General features: G+C 53.5%; 16 protein-coding genes and 3 tRNA genes. 12 read left to right on the top strand and 7 right to left on the bottom strand.

Going from position 1 to position 13,935, the window contains the following annotated elements:
- Positions 1-49 precede the first annotated feature (49 nt).
- From tcyJ to sdiA, 5 genes are all read left to right on the top strand, one after another.
- Entirely contained in the window at positions 50-850 is an 801-nt protein-coding gene (gene tcyJ / locus PI91_RS16685; RefSeq protein WP_021240470.1) for a cystine ABC transporter substrate-binding protein, read from the top strand.
- Between the two features lie 106 nt (positions 851-956).
- Positions 957-1,943: a D-cysteine desulfhydrase gene (dcyD, locus tag PI91_RS16680; protein ID WP_039266627.1), complete on the top strand. Its 987-nt coding sequence runs from the start codon at positions 957-959 to the stop codon at positions 1,941-1,943.
- A 21-nt stretch (positions 1,944-1,964) separates the two neighbouring features.
- On the top strand, positions 1,965-2,633 hold the full coding sequence (gene tcyL, locus PI91_RS16675; RefSeq protein WP_008500342.1) for a cystine ABC transporter permease: 669 nt from the start codon (positions 1,965-1,967) through the stop codon (positions 2,631-2,633).
- On the top strand, positions 2,630-3,382 hold the full coding sequence (gene tcyN, locus PI91_RS16670; RefSeq protein ID WP_008500343.1) for an L-cystine ABC transporter ATP-binding protein TcyN: 753 nt from the start codon (positions 2,630-2,632) through the stop codon (positions 3,380-3,382). Before tcyL ends, tcyN begins: the two co-directional genes overlap by 4 nt.
- Positions 3,383-3,603: 221 nt before the next feature.
- Complete coding sequence (gene sdiA / locus PI91_RS16665) at positions 3,604-4,326, top strand: transcriptional regulator SdiA (protein WP_008500344.1); 723 nt, start codon at positions 3,604-3,606, stop codon at positions 4,324-4,326.
- Between the two features lie 66 nt (positions 4,327-4,392).
- On the opposite strand, the gene PI91_RS16660 is transcribed toward sdiA, so the two are convergent.
- Positions 4,393-4,617: a DUF2594 family protein gene (locus PI91_RS16660; protein ID WP_008500345.1), complete on the bottom strand. Its 225-nt coding sequence runs from the start codon at positions 4,615-4,617 to the stop codon at positions 4,393-4,395.
- A 465-nt stretch (positions 4,618-5,082) separates the two neighbouring features.
- Here PI91_RS16660 and uvrY point away from each other — a divergent pair, with 465 nt between their 5' ends.
- The 7 genes from uvrY to PI91_RS16625 all read left to right on the top strand — a co-directional run bounded on the left by uvrY (position 5,083) and on the right by PI91_RS16625 (position 9,599).
- Complete coding sequence (gene uvrY, locus PI91_RS16655) at positions 5,083-5,739, top strand: UvrY/SirA/GacA family response regulator transcription factor (RefSeq protein WP_023293888.1); 657 nt, start codon at positions 5,083-5,085, stop codon at positions 5,737-5,739.
- Positions 5,736-7,568 (top strand): excinuclease ABC subunit UvrC, encoded by a 1,833-nt coding sequence (gene uvrC, locus PI91_RS16650; protein ID WP_039266626.1) that lies wholly within the window; start codon positions 5,736-5,738, stop codon positions 7,566-7,568. The genes uvrY and uvrC overlap by 4 nt, the downstream gene beginning before the upstream one ends.
- Positions 7,569-7,624: 56 nt before the next feature.
- Positions 7,625-8,173 (top strand): CDP-diacylglycerol--glycerol-3-phosphate 3-phosphatidyltransferase, encoded by a 549-nt coding sequence (gene pgsA / locus PI91_RS16645; RefSeq protein ID WP_008500348.1) that lies wholly within the window; start codon positions 7,625-7,627, stop codon positions 8,171-8,173.
- 152 nt (positions 8,174-8,325) lie between these two features.
- Positions 8,326-8,401, top strand: a tRNA-Gly gene (locus PI91_RS16640).
- A 46-nt stretch (positions 8,402-8,447) separates the two neighbouring features.
- A tRNA-Cys gene (locus PI91_RS16635) sits at positions 8,448-8,521 on the top strand.
- 11 nt (positions 8,522-8,532) lie between these two features.
- Positions 8,533-8,619: transfer RNA gene (locus PI91_RS16630), tRNA-Leu, on the top strand.
- 302 nt (positions 8,620-8,921) lie between these two features.
- A complete protein-coding gene (locus PI91_RS16625; RefSeq protein WP_039266625.1) occupies positions 8,922-9,599 on the top strand; it encodes a DUF2076 domain-containing protein in 678 nt (225 codons plus the stop codon).
- Between the two features lie 118 nt (positions 9,600-9,717).
- On the opposite strand, the gene PI91_RS16620 is transcribed toward PI91_RS16625, so the two are convergent.
- The 6 genes from PI91_RS16620 to livM form a co-directional block, all read right to left on the bottom strand.
- Positions 9,718-9,957 (bottom strand): hypothetical protein, encoded by a 240-nt coding sequence (locus PI91_RS16620; RefSeq protein ID WP_023325544.1) that lies wholly within the window; start codon positions 9,955-9,957, stop codon positions 9,718-9,720.
- Positions 9,954-10,433, bottom strand: a complete 480-nt coding sequence (locus PI91_RS24865) for a DUF2778 domain-containing protein (RefSeq protein ID WP_071580365.1) — start codon at positions 10,431-10,433, stop codon at positions 9,954-9,956. Before PI91_RS24865 ends, PI91_RS16620 begins: the two co-directional genes overlap by 4 nt.
- Entirely contained in the window at positions 10,430-10,921 is a 492-nt protein-coding gene (locus PI91_RS16615; RefSeq protein WP_008500392.1) for an Hcp family type VI secretion system effector, read from the bottom strand. Before PI91_RS16615 ends, PI91_RS24865 begins: the two co-directional genes overlap by 4 nt.
- A 154-nt stretch (positions 10,922-11,075) precedes the next feature.
- Positions 11,076-11,792, bottom strand: a complete 717-nt coding sequence (locus tag PI91_RS16610) for an ABC transporter ATP-binding protein (protein WP_039266624.1) — start codon at positions 11,790-11,792, stop codon at positions 11,076-11,078.
- Entirely contained in the window at positions 11,789-12,664 is an 876-nt protein-coding gene (locus PI91_RS16605; protein ID WP_039266623.1) for an ATP-binding cassette domain-containing protein, read from the bottom strand. The genes PI91_RS16610 and PI91_RS16605 overlap by 4 nt, the downstream gene beginning before the upstream one ends.
- Positions 12,661-13,935 (bottom strand): high-affinity branched-chain amino acid ABC transporter permease LivM, encoded by a 1,275-nt coding sequence (gene livM / locus PI91_RS16600; RefSeq protein ID WP_021240463.1) that lies wholly within the window; start codon positions 13,933-13,935, stop codon positions 12,661-12,663. Before livM ends, PI91_RS16605 begins: the two co-directional genes overlap by 4 nt.

Below are 13,935 nucleotides of genomic sequence, written 5' to 3'. Positions count from 1 at the left end.
CAGGCGATTTCTCTACACTACGTAAAAATTCCACTATATCGGGGTATTTATGAAATTTGCACTTCTGGGTCGTCAGGCGCTGATGGGTGTTATGGCCGTTGCGCTGGTTGCGGGCATGAGCGTGAAAACGTTCGCCGCAGAAAACCTGCTGAATAAAGTAAAAGAGCGCGGTACGCTGCTGGTCGGGCTGGAAGGAACCTATCCTCCGTTCAGCTTCCAGGGCGATGACGGCAAGCTGACCGGTTTTGAAGTGGAGTTTGCTGAAGAGCTGGCGAAACACCTCGGCGTGAAAGCGTCCCTGAAACCGACCAAATGGGACGGTATGCTGGCGTCGCTGGATTCGAAACGCATTGACGTGGTCATCAACCAGGTCACCATCTCTGACGAGCGTAAGAAGAAGTATGACTTCTCCACCCCGTATACCGTGTCCGGTATTCAGGCGCTGGTGAAGAAAGGCAACGAAGGCACCATCAAAACGGCTGCGGACCTGAAAGGGAAGAAAGTCGGTGTCGGTCTGGGAACCAACTACGAAGAGTGGCTGCGCCAGAACGTTCAGGGCGTGGATATCCGCACCTATGATGATGACCCGACGAAATACCAGGATCTGCGCGTGGGCCGTACCGACGCCATTCTGGTTGATCGCCTGGCAGCACTGGATCTGGTGAAGAAAACCAACAACACCCTGGCGGTAGCGGGTGATGCGTTCTCTCGTCAGGAATCCGGCGTGGCCGTTCGTAAAGGTAACGAAGACCTGGTGAAAGCGATTGATTCCGCGATTGCTGACATGCAAAAAGACGGTAGCCTGAAGGCGCTTTCCGAGAAGTGGTTCGGGGCAGACGTCACGAAATAAGTTTCTGACGTAAAAAAAGGCGCTTTTAAAAGCGCCTTTTTTATTTCTTACGCGTCTGCGTGCATAATGAAAAATATCACATTTTGTCTGAGTTACCGGAGCATCCATGTCACTACAGAATTTAACGCGCTTTCCCCGCCTGGAGTTCATCGGCGCGCCGACGCCGCTGGAGTATCTCCCGCGATTTTCTGATTATTTAGGGCGCGATATTTTTATTAAGCGTGATGACGTGACGCCCATGGCGATGGGGGGCAACAAGCTGCGCAAGCTGGAGTTTCTGGCGGCGGACGCCCTGCGCGAAGGCGCGGATACGCTCATCACTGCCGGGGCCATCCAGTCCAACCACGTTCGCCAGACGGCGGCCGTGGCGGCGAAGCTTGGGCTTCACTGCGTGGCATTGCTGGAAAACCCGATTGGCACGCGGGCTGAAAACTATCTCACCAACGGTAACCGCCTGCTGTTAGACCTGTTTAACGTGCAGGTTGAGATGGTTGACGCGCTGACCGACCCGACCGTCCAGCTCGATGAGCTGGCGACGCGTCTGGAAGCGCAGGGTTTTCGCCCCTACGTTATTCCCGTCGGCGGTTCGAATGCGCTGGGCGCGCTGGGGTACGTGGAAAGTGCGCTGGAAATCGCGCAGCAGTGCGAGGGGGCGGTGAGTCTCTCCTCCGTCGTGGTCGCGTCCGGCAGTGCGGGCACCCATGCCGGGCTGGCGGTGGGGCTGGAGCAACTGCTTCCGGAGGTCGAACTGATTGGCGTGACGGTGTCCCGCAGCGTGGCGGATCAGAAGCCGAAAGTGGTTACGCTACAGCAGGCGGTTGCAGAGCAGCTGGAGCTGAAGGCCAAGGCCGATATTCTGCTCTGGGATGACTATTTTGCGCCGGGTTACGGCACGCCGAACGAAGAGGGAATGGAAGCGGTGAAACTGCTGGCGCGCCTCGAGGGCATACTGCTCGATCCGGTCTATACCGGCAAAGCGATGGCCGGACTGATCGACGGCATTGCGCAAAAACGCTTTAAGGATGAAGGGCCGATTTTATTTGTCCATACCGGCGGAGCGCCTGCGCTGTTTGCCTATCATCCTCATGTCTAAAAATCAGGTCGAAAAATAATAATGCAAGAAAGTATTCAACTGGTTATTGATTCTCTGCCGTATCTGCTGAAAGGTGCGGTATTTACGTTGCAGCTCAGTATCGGCGGGATGTTCTTTGGGCTGGTACTGGGGTTTATACTGGCCTTAATGCGCTTGTCGCCTGTCCTGCCGGTGCGCTGGCTGGCGCGCTTTTATATCTCCGTGTTTCGCGGCACGCCGCTTATTGCGCAGCTCTTTATGATCTACTACGGCTTACCGCAGTTCGGAATCGAGCTGGATCCGATCCCGGCGGCGATGATTGGCCTGTCGCTCAATACCGCGGCGTACACCTCCGAAACCCTGCGTGCGGCCATCTCCTCCATTGACAAAGGGCAGTGGGAAGCGGCGGCCAGTATCGGGATGACGCCCTGGCAGACGCTGCGCCGGGCCATTCTGCCGCAGGCGGCGCGCGTGGCGCTTCCGCCGCTCAGCAACAGCTTTATCAGCCTGGTGAAAGATACCTCCCTGGCGGCAACGATTCAGGTTCCGGAGCTTTTCCGTCAGGCACAGCTCATTACCTCCCGTACGCTTGAGGTCTTTACCATGTATCTGGCCGCCTCGCTGATTTACTGGGTGATGGCGACGGTGCTGTCTGCTCTGCAAAACTATTTCGAAAACCAGCTTAACCGCCAGGAGCGTGATCCAAAATGAGTGCAATTGACGTCAAAAACCTGGTGAAAAAATTCCACGGTCAAACGGTGCTCCACGGGATCGATCTGGAAGTCGAGCAGGGCGAAGTGGTGGCGATTATTGGACCGAGCGGTTCGGGAAAGACGACGCTGCTGCGCAGCATTAACCTGCTTGAACAGCCGGAAGGTGGTACCATCCGGGTCGGGGAGATCACGATTGATACCGGGAAATCCATCAGCCAACAGAAAGGGTTGATTCGCCGCCTGCGCCAGCATGTCGGCTTTGTTTTCCAGAACTTCAACCTTTTCCCGCATCGTACTGTGCTGGAGAACATCATCGAAGGGCCGGTGATCGTTAAAGGTGAGCCAAAAGAAGAAGCGACGGCGCGGGCTCGCGAACTGCTCGCCAAAGTAGGGCTGGCGGGGAAAGAGACCAGCTATCCGCGTCGCCTGTCGGGCGGGCAGCAGCAGCGCGTGGCGATTGCGCGCGCGCTGGCGATGCGCCCGGACGTGATCCTGTTTGATGAACCGACCTCTGCGCTCGATCCGGAACTGGTGGGCGAGGTGCTGAACACCATTCGCCAGCTGGCACAGGAGAAACGTACGATGGTGATCGTGACCCATGAAATGAGCTTTGCGCGCGATGTTGCTGACAGAGCCATCTTTATGGATCAGGGACGGATTGTGGAGCAGGGGCCAGCGAAAAGCCTGTTCGCTAACCCTCAACAGCCGCGAACCCGTCAATTCCTTGAAAAATTCCTTATGCAGTAGCATTTTTGCACGCATTTGCTCCAGAAAATGACTCTGGAGCAAATTATTCTCCCTCTGCGCGAGGGCTTCTGTTTTTTTATTCCATCCAGATCGGATAAACCTTATCGATAGTAAAGTTAATTGTGCTATTGCCGATATTTTGTGGCTAGAAAAAAGTTTTATGTGTTAGCTTATATTCACCATAATAATGATTATCTGTTCAGAGGCTTCATTTAGTAAGTATGAAGGATTTAGACTTTTTCACCTGGCGACGGGATTGCTCCCTCCGGTTTCAGGAATTGACCTGTGCCGCCGAGGTATATCAGGAGCTGGAGCGACAAACTCAGGCGCTGGAATTCGATTATTACGCGCTCTGCGTGCGCCATCCCGTGCCATTTACCCGCCCTAAGATCTCCCTGCAAACCACTTACCCAAAGTTGTGGATGGCGCAATATCAATCCGCGAACTATTTCGCGATTGATCCGGTTTTAAAACCGGAGAATTTCATTCAGGGCCATCTCCCCTGGACAGATGCATTATTCGCCGAGGCGCAGGAATTATGGCACAGCGCCCAGGATCACGGTTTACGCTCGGGAATAACGCAGTGCCTGATGCTGCCAAATCATGCGCTTGGTTTCCTGTCCGTGTCTCGTACGCGTGTACAGGAAGGGCCATTAGCCCATGAAGAAATAGAGCTGCGGTTGCAAATGCTGGTGCAAATGGCCTTAACCTCGCTGATGCGTTTTGACGATGAGATGGTCATGCCGCCGGAAATGAAATTCAGCAAGCGCGAGCGTGAAATTCTGAAATGGACTGCGGAAGGGAAGACGTCAGCGGAAATAGCTATCATTCTGTCGATCTCAGAGAATACCGTTAACTTCCATCAGAAGAATATGCAGAAGAAATTCAACGCGCCCAACAAGACGCAGATCGCGTGCTATGCGGCGGCAACGGGACTGATTTGACGCAGTAAAACGTTCTGCGTGACAGACGAGCGAACGGCTGAATGCACTGCATCCAGCCGTTTTTTGTTACTGACGGTACGCTTGCTTGATTTGCTTAACGGTGTTAGCAAATACCGCTGATTCAGCCTGGTCTTCCATCTCCGCGATTTGTTTTTCCATTTTAATGATCACACGACCGGCATCAGCCTGGCCCATCGCCTGCAGCATCAGCGTTAGCAGCGCTTTCAGGCAGTTTACTTCCTGTGCCAGTTCCTGGTTATTCTCCGCAGTGGCAAATTCAGGTGTGCTCATTTATTTTCCTCATTATTAAACGGCGCTAAAGCGCGACGACGAAAGTCAAGGCGGCGGAGTATACCACAAGCTGAAGCAAAAAATGCAGCGGTTGTTTTTCGTACTTTTACGCTGATGTTTAATTGCGTAAACAGATCGTACCGGTAAACTCAACCCGCTTAATGATTATTAATTGTTTAGGTCGGGTTCGCTTGCCGTTAATTATTGTTACAAAAAGTTGAACCCTGTTTTTGCGCAGGTTAAGCCAGTCCGTTTTTTGTAACTTTTTGAATACAGATGGTTAAAAAAAGCTGCAAGAGCCCTGAATGCACGGGCTCTCTTTCCACCGCCTGTACAGCCTAATTTCCAAAAACGAGAGCAAAATCGAATAGCCGGTTTTTTAACGTTTTAATCTTGTCAGGAAAACCGTTAATATAAACCAAATTATCACACAGTAGCGTTATCCCTATTCTGGAGACATTTCCTTTGATCAACGTCCTTCTTGTTGATGACCACGAACTGGTGCGCGCAGGGATACGACGCATTCTTGAAGATATTAAAGGTATTAAAGTTGCCGGTGAGGCATGCTGTGGCGAAGATGCGGTAAAATGGTGCCGTACCCACTCCGCCGATGTGGTGCTGATGGATATGAACATGCCCGGTATTGGTGGTCTTGAAGCAACACGCAAAATCGCGCGTACCTTTGTAGACACTAAAGTCATCATGCTGACGGTGCATACCGAAAATCCACTGCCCGCGAAAGTGATGCAGGCGGGCGCGGCGGGTTACCTGAGTAAAGGTGCTGCACCGCAGGAGGTTGTCAATGCTATCCGTTCTGTGTATGCCGGACAGCGTTATATTGCGTCCGACATCGCTCAGCAGATGGCGCTGAGTCAGATCGAGCCCGAGAAAACCGAATCACCCTTTGCCAGTTTGTCCGAGCGTGAATTGCAGATTATGCTGATGATCACCAAAGGTCAGAAGGTGAATGAGATCTCGGAACAGCTGAATCTCAGCCCGAAAACGGTAAACAGCTATCGTTATCGGATGTTCAGTAAACTGAACATTCATGGTGACGTCGAACTGACGCATCTGGCCATCCGACATGGTTTGTGTAATGCGGAGACGTTGTTAAGTCAGTGAGTGATGTGTTCGATTCAAAAGCATTTCTGAAAACCGTAACCAGCCAGCCTGGCGTCTATCGCATGTATGACGCTGGCGGTACGGTTATCTATGTGGGGAAGGCAAAAGATCTTAAAAAACGCCTTTCCAGCTATTTTCGCAGCAACCTGGCCTCCCGTAAGACCGAAGCGCTGGTCTCACTCATTCAGAATATTGATGTTACCGTCACGCACACGGAGACAGAAGCGCTGCTGCTTGAGCACAACTATATTAAGCTCTACCAGCCGCGCTATAACGTCCTGTTGCGTGATGATAAATCCTATCCGTTCATCTTTCTGAGCGGCGACACCCATCCGCGCCTCGCCATGCACCGTGGTGCAAAACATGCGAAGGGTGAATATTTCGGGCCGTTCCCCAACGGCTATGCCGTGCGAGAAACGCTGGCGCTGCTGCAAAAAATCTTCCCGATCCGCCAGTGTGAAAACAGCGTTTACCGTAACCGTTCGCGGCCATGCCTGCAGTACCAGATTGGGCGCTGCCTGGGGCCGTGCGTGGCCGGGCTGGTCAGTGAAGACGAGTATGCCCAGCAGGTGGAGTATGTGCGCCTGTTCTTAGCCGGCAAGGACGATCAGGTCTTAACCCAGCTGATTGCGCGGATGGAAAAAGCCAGCGCCGCACTCGAGTTCGAAGAGGCCGCGCGTATCCGCGATCAAATCCAGGCGGTGCGCAGAGTGACTGAGAAACAGTTTGTCTCAAATACCGGTGACGATCTCGACGTCATCGGCGTGGCCTTTGACGCCGGAATGGCCTGCGTGCACGTGCTGTTTATTCGCCAGGGCAAAGTGCTCGGCAGCCGCAGCTATTTCCCGAAAGTGCCTGGCGGTACCGAACTGGGCGAAGTGGTGGAAACCTTTGTCGGCCAGTTCTATCTGCAGGGGAGCCAGATGCGCACGCTGCCTTCTGAAATCCTGCTCGATTTTAATCTTGACGATAAAACCCTGCTGGCCGATTCGCTCTCTGAACTGGCGGGGCGCCGGGTCAATGTTCAAACCAAACCGCGCGGCGATCGCGCGCGTTATCTGAAGCTGGCGCGGACCAACGCGGCAACGGCGCTGAGCACCAAGCTGTCGCAGCAGTCGACGGTGCACCAGCGTTTAACGGCCCTGGCGGCGCTGCTGAAGCTGCCGGAAGTGAAGCGGATGGAGTGTTTCGACATCAGCCATACGATGGGGGAACAGACGGTCGCGTCCTGCGTGGTGTTTGATGCTAACGGCCCGCTGCGCGCCGAGTATCGCCGCTATAACATCACCGGCATCACGCCGGGCGATGACTATGCGGCGATGAATCAGGTGCTGCGTCGTCGCTATGGTAAAGCCATTGAAGAGAGCAAGATCCCCGATGTGATCCTGATTGACGGCGGGAAAGGGCAGCTCGGCCAGGCGAAAGCGGTATTTGAATCGCTTGATGTCAGCTGGGATAAAAACCATCCGCTGCTGCTGGGCGTCGCAAAAGGGGCCGATCGTAAGGCCGGTCTGGAGACACTGTTCTTCGAACCGGAAGGCGAGGGCTTCAGCCTGCCACCGGACTCCCCGGCGCTGCACGTTATCCAGCATATTCGCGATGAGTCGCACGATCACGCCATCAGCGGTCACCGCAAAAAACGGGCAAAGGTCAAAAACACGAGCACGCTTGAGACCATTGAGGGCGTGGGGCCAAAACGCCGCCAGATGCTGCTGAAATATATGGGCGGATTGCAAGGATTACTCAACGCCAGCATGGAGGAAATTGCAAAAGTGCCGGGTATTTCGCAAGGGCTGGCAGAAAAGATCTACTACTCGTTGAAACATTGAGGGCTCTGTAGCAACATAGAGCTAAATTTTACTGACAACAAATAGTTACCGTCACTATGCAATATAACATCCCTACGTTGCTCACTCTTTTTCGTGTCGTACTCATCCCGTTCTTTGTGCTGGCGTTTTACCTGCCGGTTGTCTGGGCACCCTTTGCCTGCGCATTGATCTTCCTTATTGCAGCGGTAACAGACTGGTTTGATGGCTACCTGGCGCGCCGCTGGAATCAAAGCACCCGTTTCGGTGCCTTCCTCGATCCGGTGGCGGATAAAGTGATGGTCGCGATTGCGATGGTGCTGGTGGCTGAGCACTATCATACCTGGTGGGTGACGCTGCCTGCGGCAACCATGATCGGCCGTGAGATTATTATCTCTGCGCTGCGCGAGTGGATGGCTGAACTGGGGAAACGCAGCAGCGTGGCGGTCTCGTGGATTGGTAAAGTGAAAACGACGGCGCAGATGGCGGCGCTGGTCTGGATGCTGTGGCGTCCGAACGCCTGGGTTGAGTGGGCTGGGATTGGCCTCCTGTGGGTGGCGGCAGTGCTGACGCTGTGGTCAATGCTGCAATATTTGAACGCTGCGCGCGGGGATTTGCTTGATCAGTGATCGTTTCGCCGTAATTTTCAGCAAACGATCCAGGGATGCAAAAAATAACGTTGACTCATAACGTCATATCAGTAGAATGCAACGCATCGAACGGCGGCACAGCAAGCCGGACGATAATGAAATCAAGTGGTTAGACATTTACTTGATGACATGCGGGAATAGCTCAGTTGGTAGAGCACGACCTTGCCAAGGTCGGGGTCGCGAGTTCGAGTCTCGTTTCCCGCTCCAGATTAAAGACATGCGCAACAGCGGGTGTCAGTTTGAAAAGTTTTACGGCGCGTTAGCAAAGCGGTTATGTAGCGGATTGCAAATCCGTCTAGTCCGGTTCGACTCCGGAACGCGCCTCCACTTTCTTCCCTGGCCGGATGGTGGAATCGGTAGACACAAGGGATTTAAAATCCCTCGGCGTTCGCGCTGTGTGGGTTCAAGTCCCACTCCGGCTACCATGGGAAACAAAGAATAATCAAAGCAATAAGCAGTGTCGTGAAACCACCGAAAGGTGGTTTTTTTGTGCCTCCAGTTTAGCGCGAAGTGAGCGTATCTCATCGTCATCACGATCGTGCTGTGCCCGGAAATTTGCTGCCATACCAGAACGTTAAGCCTAACTCTCTAATATCAAGCCCGGGAAGCAGGGCGATTTTCAGCTAACCTGCAACCAATCTTAAACAAACATTTCACTCACCAGACACAGGTTGCCGCTGCTGATAAGCTGGTTGGTATCCACCCTGGAGAGCGGAAGGTTATTGTCATGCAATATGAAGAACAGCAGCTTATCAACGGCCTTTTCGAGCGTCTTAAACAGGCCGGACAACAAAACAGCCAACGGGATGCAGATGCGGAGCGTCAGATCGCTGAATTTGTCAGACAGCAGCCTGCGGCCCCCTACTATATGGCGCAGTCGATTTTGATTCAGGAAGCGGCGCTGAAACGTCTGCAGGCCCGGGTTCAGGAGCTTGAAAGCGAATTAGCCGCGCAAAAAAGCAAACCCTCGACGGGCGGCAGCTTCCTCGGCGGCCTGTTTGGTGGCGGGAAAAGTAACCCGCAGCCTGACAACAGCTGGAATGCCCAGCCGCAACAGCCACCGGCGCAGGATTACTCTCGGGCGCCAGCGTCGGCTACTCGCGGTGGTGGTTTTATGGCTGGCGCGCTCCAGACAGCGGCTGGCGTGGCCGGTGGCATCGCGCTTGCTGAGATGCTTACCAGCATGTTCCATCAGTCGCGGCCGGAAGAGATCGTGAACATCATCGAAGAGCCGACAATGCCCGTCGGTGGTGAACCGTTTGTCAGTAATCAATACGGCGATGTTAATAACGTCTCTGGCACCCGTTTCCTCAACCAGAACGATCCGTTCGGCAGTAATAACGAGATCTGGCAGAACGACGATGTAGATGACGACTACAGCAATGACGACGACAGTTTTATTTAACGACATTATCGTGTCACCATCGAAATGAAGTTAACCCCGAAAGTTGGGTATCCAACTTTCGGGGTTTTGCTTTTCCGGGTCAAAAAAGCCTTCGAGGCTAAGCCTGAAGGCTCATAAATCACATTCTTTTTACTGCTTTTCTTACTAACAAACCTGTAAGAATTGCCGGAAGCAATCCAAACAAAGAGGCGATATCGACTAACGTATCCTCCAGTTCTTCTATCCCGTATGTCCCGAAATGGTCCATCACGGCATAAGCCCATTCGACAGGTATCAAAATAAAAAGCCAGCGCGTATATAAAAGAAAACTGATAAGACCGATTGCAAGGCTGAAGGTGATTTCAATAAAAGTCCTCATGTTACTGTTATTGTCCCGTAAGCTTTAAAGCTCGTGCAAGGTACCGGCATCATAGTTGTTTTCATAAGAGCTTCGTACAAGTAATCAAAGTCACTCAGATGAAGAAGGGTTATACAGCCTTCGCTTAACCCTCTTGGTCCTATCGGATGGAGGCGGAAATGGCCACGCCGGACACCTTGAACAAATACTTGATCATCTATCTGCCAGTCATCTTTGTATAAGGCAAACCATTTTGAGCGATCGGTGCCATAAATATTTTTCAGGGCAAAATCACTTAGTCCTCCGAGCCTGCCTCCGCTCTGTCGGTTCACGATGAAGTAACGTCCTGGCGGGATAGGTCCGATTTCTGGTTTGCTTGCCATAGTCGGATTGTTTCTGCCATAGAGCTGGCCTGAGAATGCCGGAAAGTTTCCTATACCCGGAACGGTAAGAATAGATGACGGTAAGCCATTCAATGCATAGCGAGCAATAATCATGCTGTAACCCGAATATTCCAGCCGTCAGTAAACTGGATATTCCCGTCGCAGTGCTTCCATGTGATTCTCTCATAACGCAGTTCTATCGCCTCAAGGTGATTGTGTTTTTCCATTGAGGGATTTTTTACGTTATGCATTACAGGCGTTATCCCTACGATTTTCACATTTTCTAAAAGCATGTTGAAATACTCAACTTCCTGCCCTGCATCGTTGATACGGTACCATTTGATTTCAGCTGACTTTAGGGTCTGGCCAGTTGCTACAGCCCGGTAAAGGTAAGGCGAGGATGAATCAAACTCTTTTTCGATTGTTAGTGGGGAGTGGACGCGGGTACCGGTTAGTTTCCCTGTATTGCCATCGGTTGGAATGTGTAAACCATGGCCAAACGATAAAACCTCAATGCTACCTTCACGGTGCTGAACATCTACAGAACCTGTAATATTCGCACCTCCGTCATCTTTGAGCCATAAATATGCGGGTATAGCCATTCTGAACGCTCCTTTTCAGTGAGTTTGACGTGATTGTCAAAGACTAATAAATCAACAAACTCAGGCCTTCTCAAGGCATTGCGTGCTATACTTTTCGTGAATATCTCATTGTTATTTATATGAAAATATTTCTAATGGTTCCTTAGGTATCAAATCACACCCCGCCCAAATACGCCTTCCTCACCTCCTGATTCCCCAGCAATTCCTCACCGCTGCCGCTCAGCCGGATCTGTCCGTTCACCATCACATACCCGCGGTCAGAGAGTTTCAACGCATGGTGCGCATTCTGCTCCACCAGAAAAATGGTCATACCGCTGCGGGCCAGCTCGCGCAGCGTCTGGAAGATCTGCTTCACCACAATCGGGGCTAAGCCCAGGCTGGGCTCATCCAGCAGCAGCAGCTTTGGACGGCTCATCAGCGCCCGGGCGATCGCCAGCATCTGCTGTTCTCCGCCGGACATGGTCATCGCGCGCTGTTTACGTCGCTCTTTAAGGCGAGGGAAAAGGTCGAACATGGTTTGCATATCTTCAGCCGCAAACTGATTGCCGATGGGAATGGCCCCCATCAGCAGGTTCTCTTCCACAGTCATATCCGGGAAGATACGTCTGCCTTCCGGTGCCTGCGCAATGCCGCCGGACGCAACGTAGTGGGTGGATTGATGGCTGATGTCTTCACCACAGAACAGGATCTGCCCGCTGCGGATACGGGGTTGACCAAAGATGGACATCAGCAATGTCGATTTACCCGCACCGTTTGCGCCAATCAGCGCCACGGTTTCCCCCTTATTCACCTCAAGAGAGACCTGCTTCAGCGCCTGAATGACGCCGTAAAACACATCCACCTCGCGAAAAGCCAGCAGCGGTTCGCTCATAGGGAGACCTCGCTTTCATCCGTGCCCAGGTAGGCTGCAATGACCTTTTCATCATGCTGGATCTGCTCGGGTTTCCCCCTGGCAATCACATCGCCGTGGTCGAGCACGATAATGTCGTCCGAAATGTCCATCACCATCCCCATATCATGCTCAATCAGCAATACCGTGATGTCATGATGATCCCGCAGAAAGCGAATAATGCCGCTCAGCTTGTGCGTTTCAACCGGGTTAAGCCCGGCGGCGGGTTCATCCAGACAGATCATTTCCGGCCCGGTACACATTGCCCGCGCGATTTCCAGTCGCCGCTGCTGGCCATATGACATCTCTCCCGCCAGGCGATTGGCGCACTCCACCAGATCCACCACTTCCAGCCAGTAGAAGGCTCTGTCCAGGGCGTCGCTTTCCGCCCGCCGGTAGGACGGCGTATTCAGGATCCCGGCGAGCAGATTACGGTTAACGCGCATATGCTGCGCGACCAGCAGGTTTTCCACGACCGACATCTCGCGAAAAAGACGGATATTTTGAAACGTGCGCGCCAGCCCGGCACGGTTGACCAGGTGGGTTCCGCCGAACATTTTGTAGAAAAGACGCTGCCCGAACTGCGCGGGGTTAATCCAGTCGCCGGGCTGGAATTTTTGCCCGAGGACCTTAATCACGTTGGTCGTTTTATGGCGGGTATTAAACAAAATGTTGCCGCCGGAGGCTCTGTAGAACCCCGTCAGGCAGTTAAACACGGTTGTTTTTCCCGCCCCGTTGGGGCCAATCAGGGCGGTAATGGAGCCGCGCTGCACCTCCAGGTTGACGTCGTTTAGCGCCTTAATCCCGCCAAAATGCATCATCAGATGCTCAACGCGTAATATCGTTTCGTTCATGGTGCGACGCCCTTACGCACGGCAAACCCGCTGCGGTTAATGCGGATCAAACCGCGTGGACGCCAGATCATCATCACCACCATGAGCATGCCAAACAGCAGGACGCGGTACTCGGCAAAGCTGCGCAGCAGTTCCGGCGTTACCGTGAGCACAAAGGCGGCCAGCACCACGCCTAGCGTAGAGCCCATCCCGCCCAGCACCACAATGGCGAGGATCAGCGCCGATTCAAAGAAGGTAAAGGAGGTCGGATTCACGAACCCCTGATAGGTGGCGAAGAACACCCCGGCAATGCCTGCGGTGGACGCGCCCAGCGTAAAGGCGGAAAGCTTAACCAGAACATGATTCAACCCCATTGAACGGCAGGCAATTTCGTCTTCGCGCAGGGCTTCCCACGCCCGACCAATCGGCATGCGCGTCAGGCGGTGCTTGATGTAAAGCACCAGCATCACCACCAGAAACAGCACCGCGTAGATAAAGATAAACTTCATGTTCGGGTTGTAGGTCAGGTGGAAAAATTCGTGGAAGGGCACGCCGCCTTCTTTCGCGCGTCGCCCAAATTCCAGACCGAAAAAGGTGGGGGGAGGGGCCGACACGCCGTTGGGGCCGCCGGTGAAGGTCAGCCAGTTGTTCAGTATCAGGCGAATAATCTCCCCGAAGCCGAGGGTGACGATGGCCAGATAGTCACCGTGCATGCGCAGTACCGGGAAGCCGAGCAGGGCGCCTGCGGCGGCGGCCATGATTGCCGCCAGCGGCAGCATGCTCCAGAAGCCTAAGCCGAGATACTGGTATCCCAGCGCCAGACCGTACGCCCCAATCGCATAGAACGCGACATACCCCAGATCCAGCAGACCGGCCAGGCCCACGACGATGTTCAGCCCCAGACCGAGAAGCACGTAGATCAGCCCGAGGATGGCGACGGTCAGCACATATTTAGTGGCGACAAACGGAAAGCAAATCGCAAGGGTAATCACCAGGGGAATGATCCAGCGCATGCGGCTTTTGTAATCCGGTGGCCGGACATAAACGCCCGCGCTGTCGGCCTCGAAGCGCGCCTGGAAGCGGGCCCCGGCAGCGGTACCTAAAAAAGCGCTCAACAGAAAACGCCCCGCCATGACAATGCCCACCATCCAGGCCAGGCGCTGCCCGGCGAAGGTAAAGCTGTACCCGTCCAGCACCACGCCTGCAATGGGGCCGAAGATAATCAGCGCAATCAGCCCGGAGAAAATCGCGTCCAGAATGCAGCGTTTAAGTGAAAAACCGTGTGACGTCAT

This window comes from Enterobacter sp. FB, assembly GCF_000805795.1.
GTDB lineage: Bacteria > Pseudomonadota > Gammaproteobacteria > Enterobacterales > Enterobacteriaceae > Enterobacter > Enterobacter roggenkampii.
This window is presented reverse-complemented; position numbering and strand designations above follow the sequence as displayed.

Bases quoted from the DNA above. Each gene is read 5' to 3' on its own strand.
- PI91_RS16615 (WP_008500392.1), bottom strand. From the start codon at position 10,921: ATGGCTATACCCGCATATTTATGGCTCAAAGATGACGGAGGTGCGAAT.
- pgsA (WP_008500348.1), top strand. From the start codon at position 7,625: ATGCAATATAACATCCCTACGTTGCTCACTCTTTTTCGTGTCGTACTC.
- tcyN (WP_008500343.1), top strand. From the start codon at position 2,630: ATGAGTGCAATTGACGTCAAAAACCTGGTGAAAAAATTCCACGGTCAA.
- sdiA (WP_008500344.1), top strand. From the start codon at position 3,604: ATGAAGGATTTAGACTTTTTCACCTGGCGACGGGATTGCTCCCTCCGG.
- dcyD (WP_039266627.1), top strand. From the start codon at position 957: ATGTCACTACAGAATTTAACGCGCTTTCCCCGCCTGGAGTTCATCGGC.
- tcyJ (WP_021240470.1), top strand. From the start codon at position 50: ATGAAATTTGCACTTCTGGGTCGTCAGGCGCTGATGGGTGTTATGGCC.
- PI91_RS24865 (WP_071580365.1), bottom strand. From the start codon at position 10,433: ATGATTATTGCTCGCTATGCATTGAATGGCTTACCGTCATCTATTCTT.
- PI91_RS16605 (WP_039266623.1), bottom strand. From the start codon at position 12,664: ATGAACGAAACGATATTACGCGTTGAGCATCTGATGATGCATTTTGGC.
- PI91_RS16620 (WP_023325544.1), bottom strand. From the start codon at position 9,957: ATGAGGACTTTTATTGAAATCACCTTCAGCCTTGCAATCGGTCTTATC.
- PI91_RS16625 (WP_039266625.1), top strand. From the start codon at position 8,922: ATGCAATATGAAGAACAGCAGCTTATCAACGGCCTTTTCGAGCGTCTT.
- PI91_RS16610 (WP_039266624.1), bottom strand. From the start codon at position 11,792: ATGAGCGAACCGCTGCTGGCTTTTCGCGAGGTGGATGTGTTTTACGGC.
- livM (WP_021240463.1), bottom strand. From the start codon at position 13,935: ATGACGTCACACGGTTTTTCACTTAAACGCTGCATTCTGGACGCGATT.
- PI91_RS16660 (WP_008500345.1), bottom strand. From the start codon at position 4,617: ATGAGCACACCTGAATTTGCCACTGCGGAGAATAACCAGGAACTGGCA.
- tcyL (WP_008500342.1), top strand. From the start codon at position 1,965: ATGCAAGAAAGTATTCAACTGGTTATTGATTCTCTGCCGTATCTGCTG.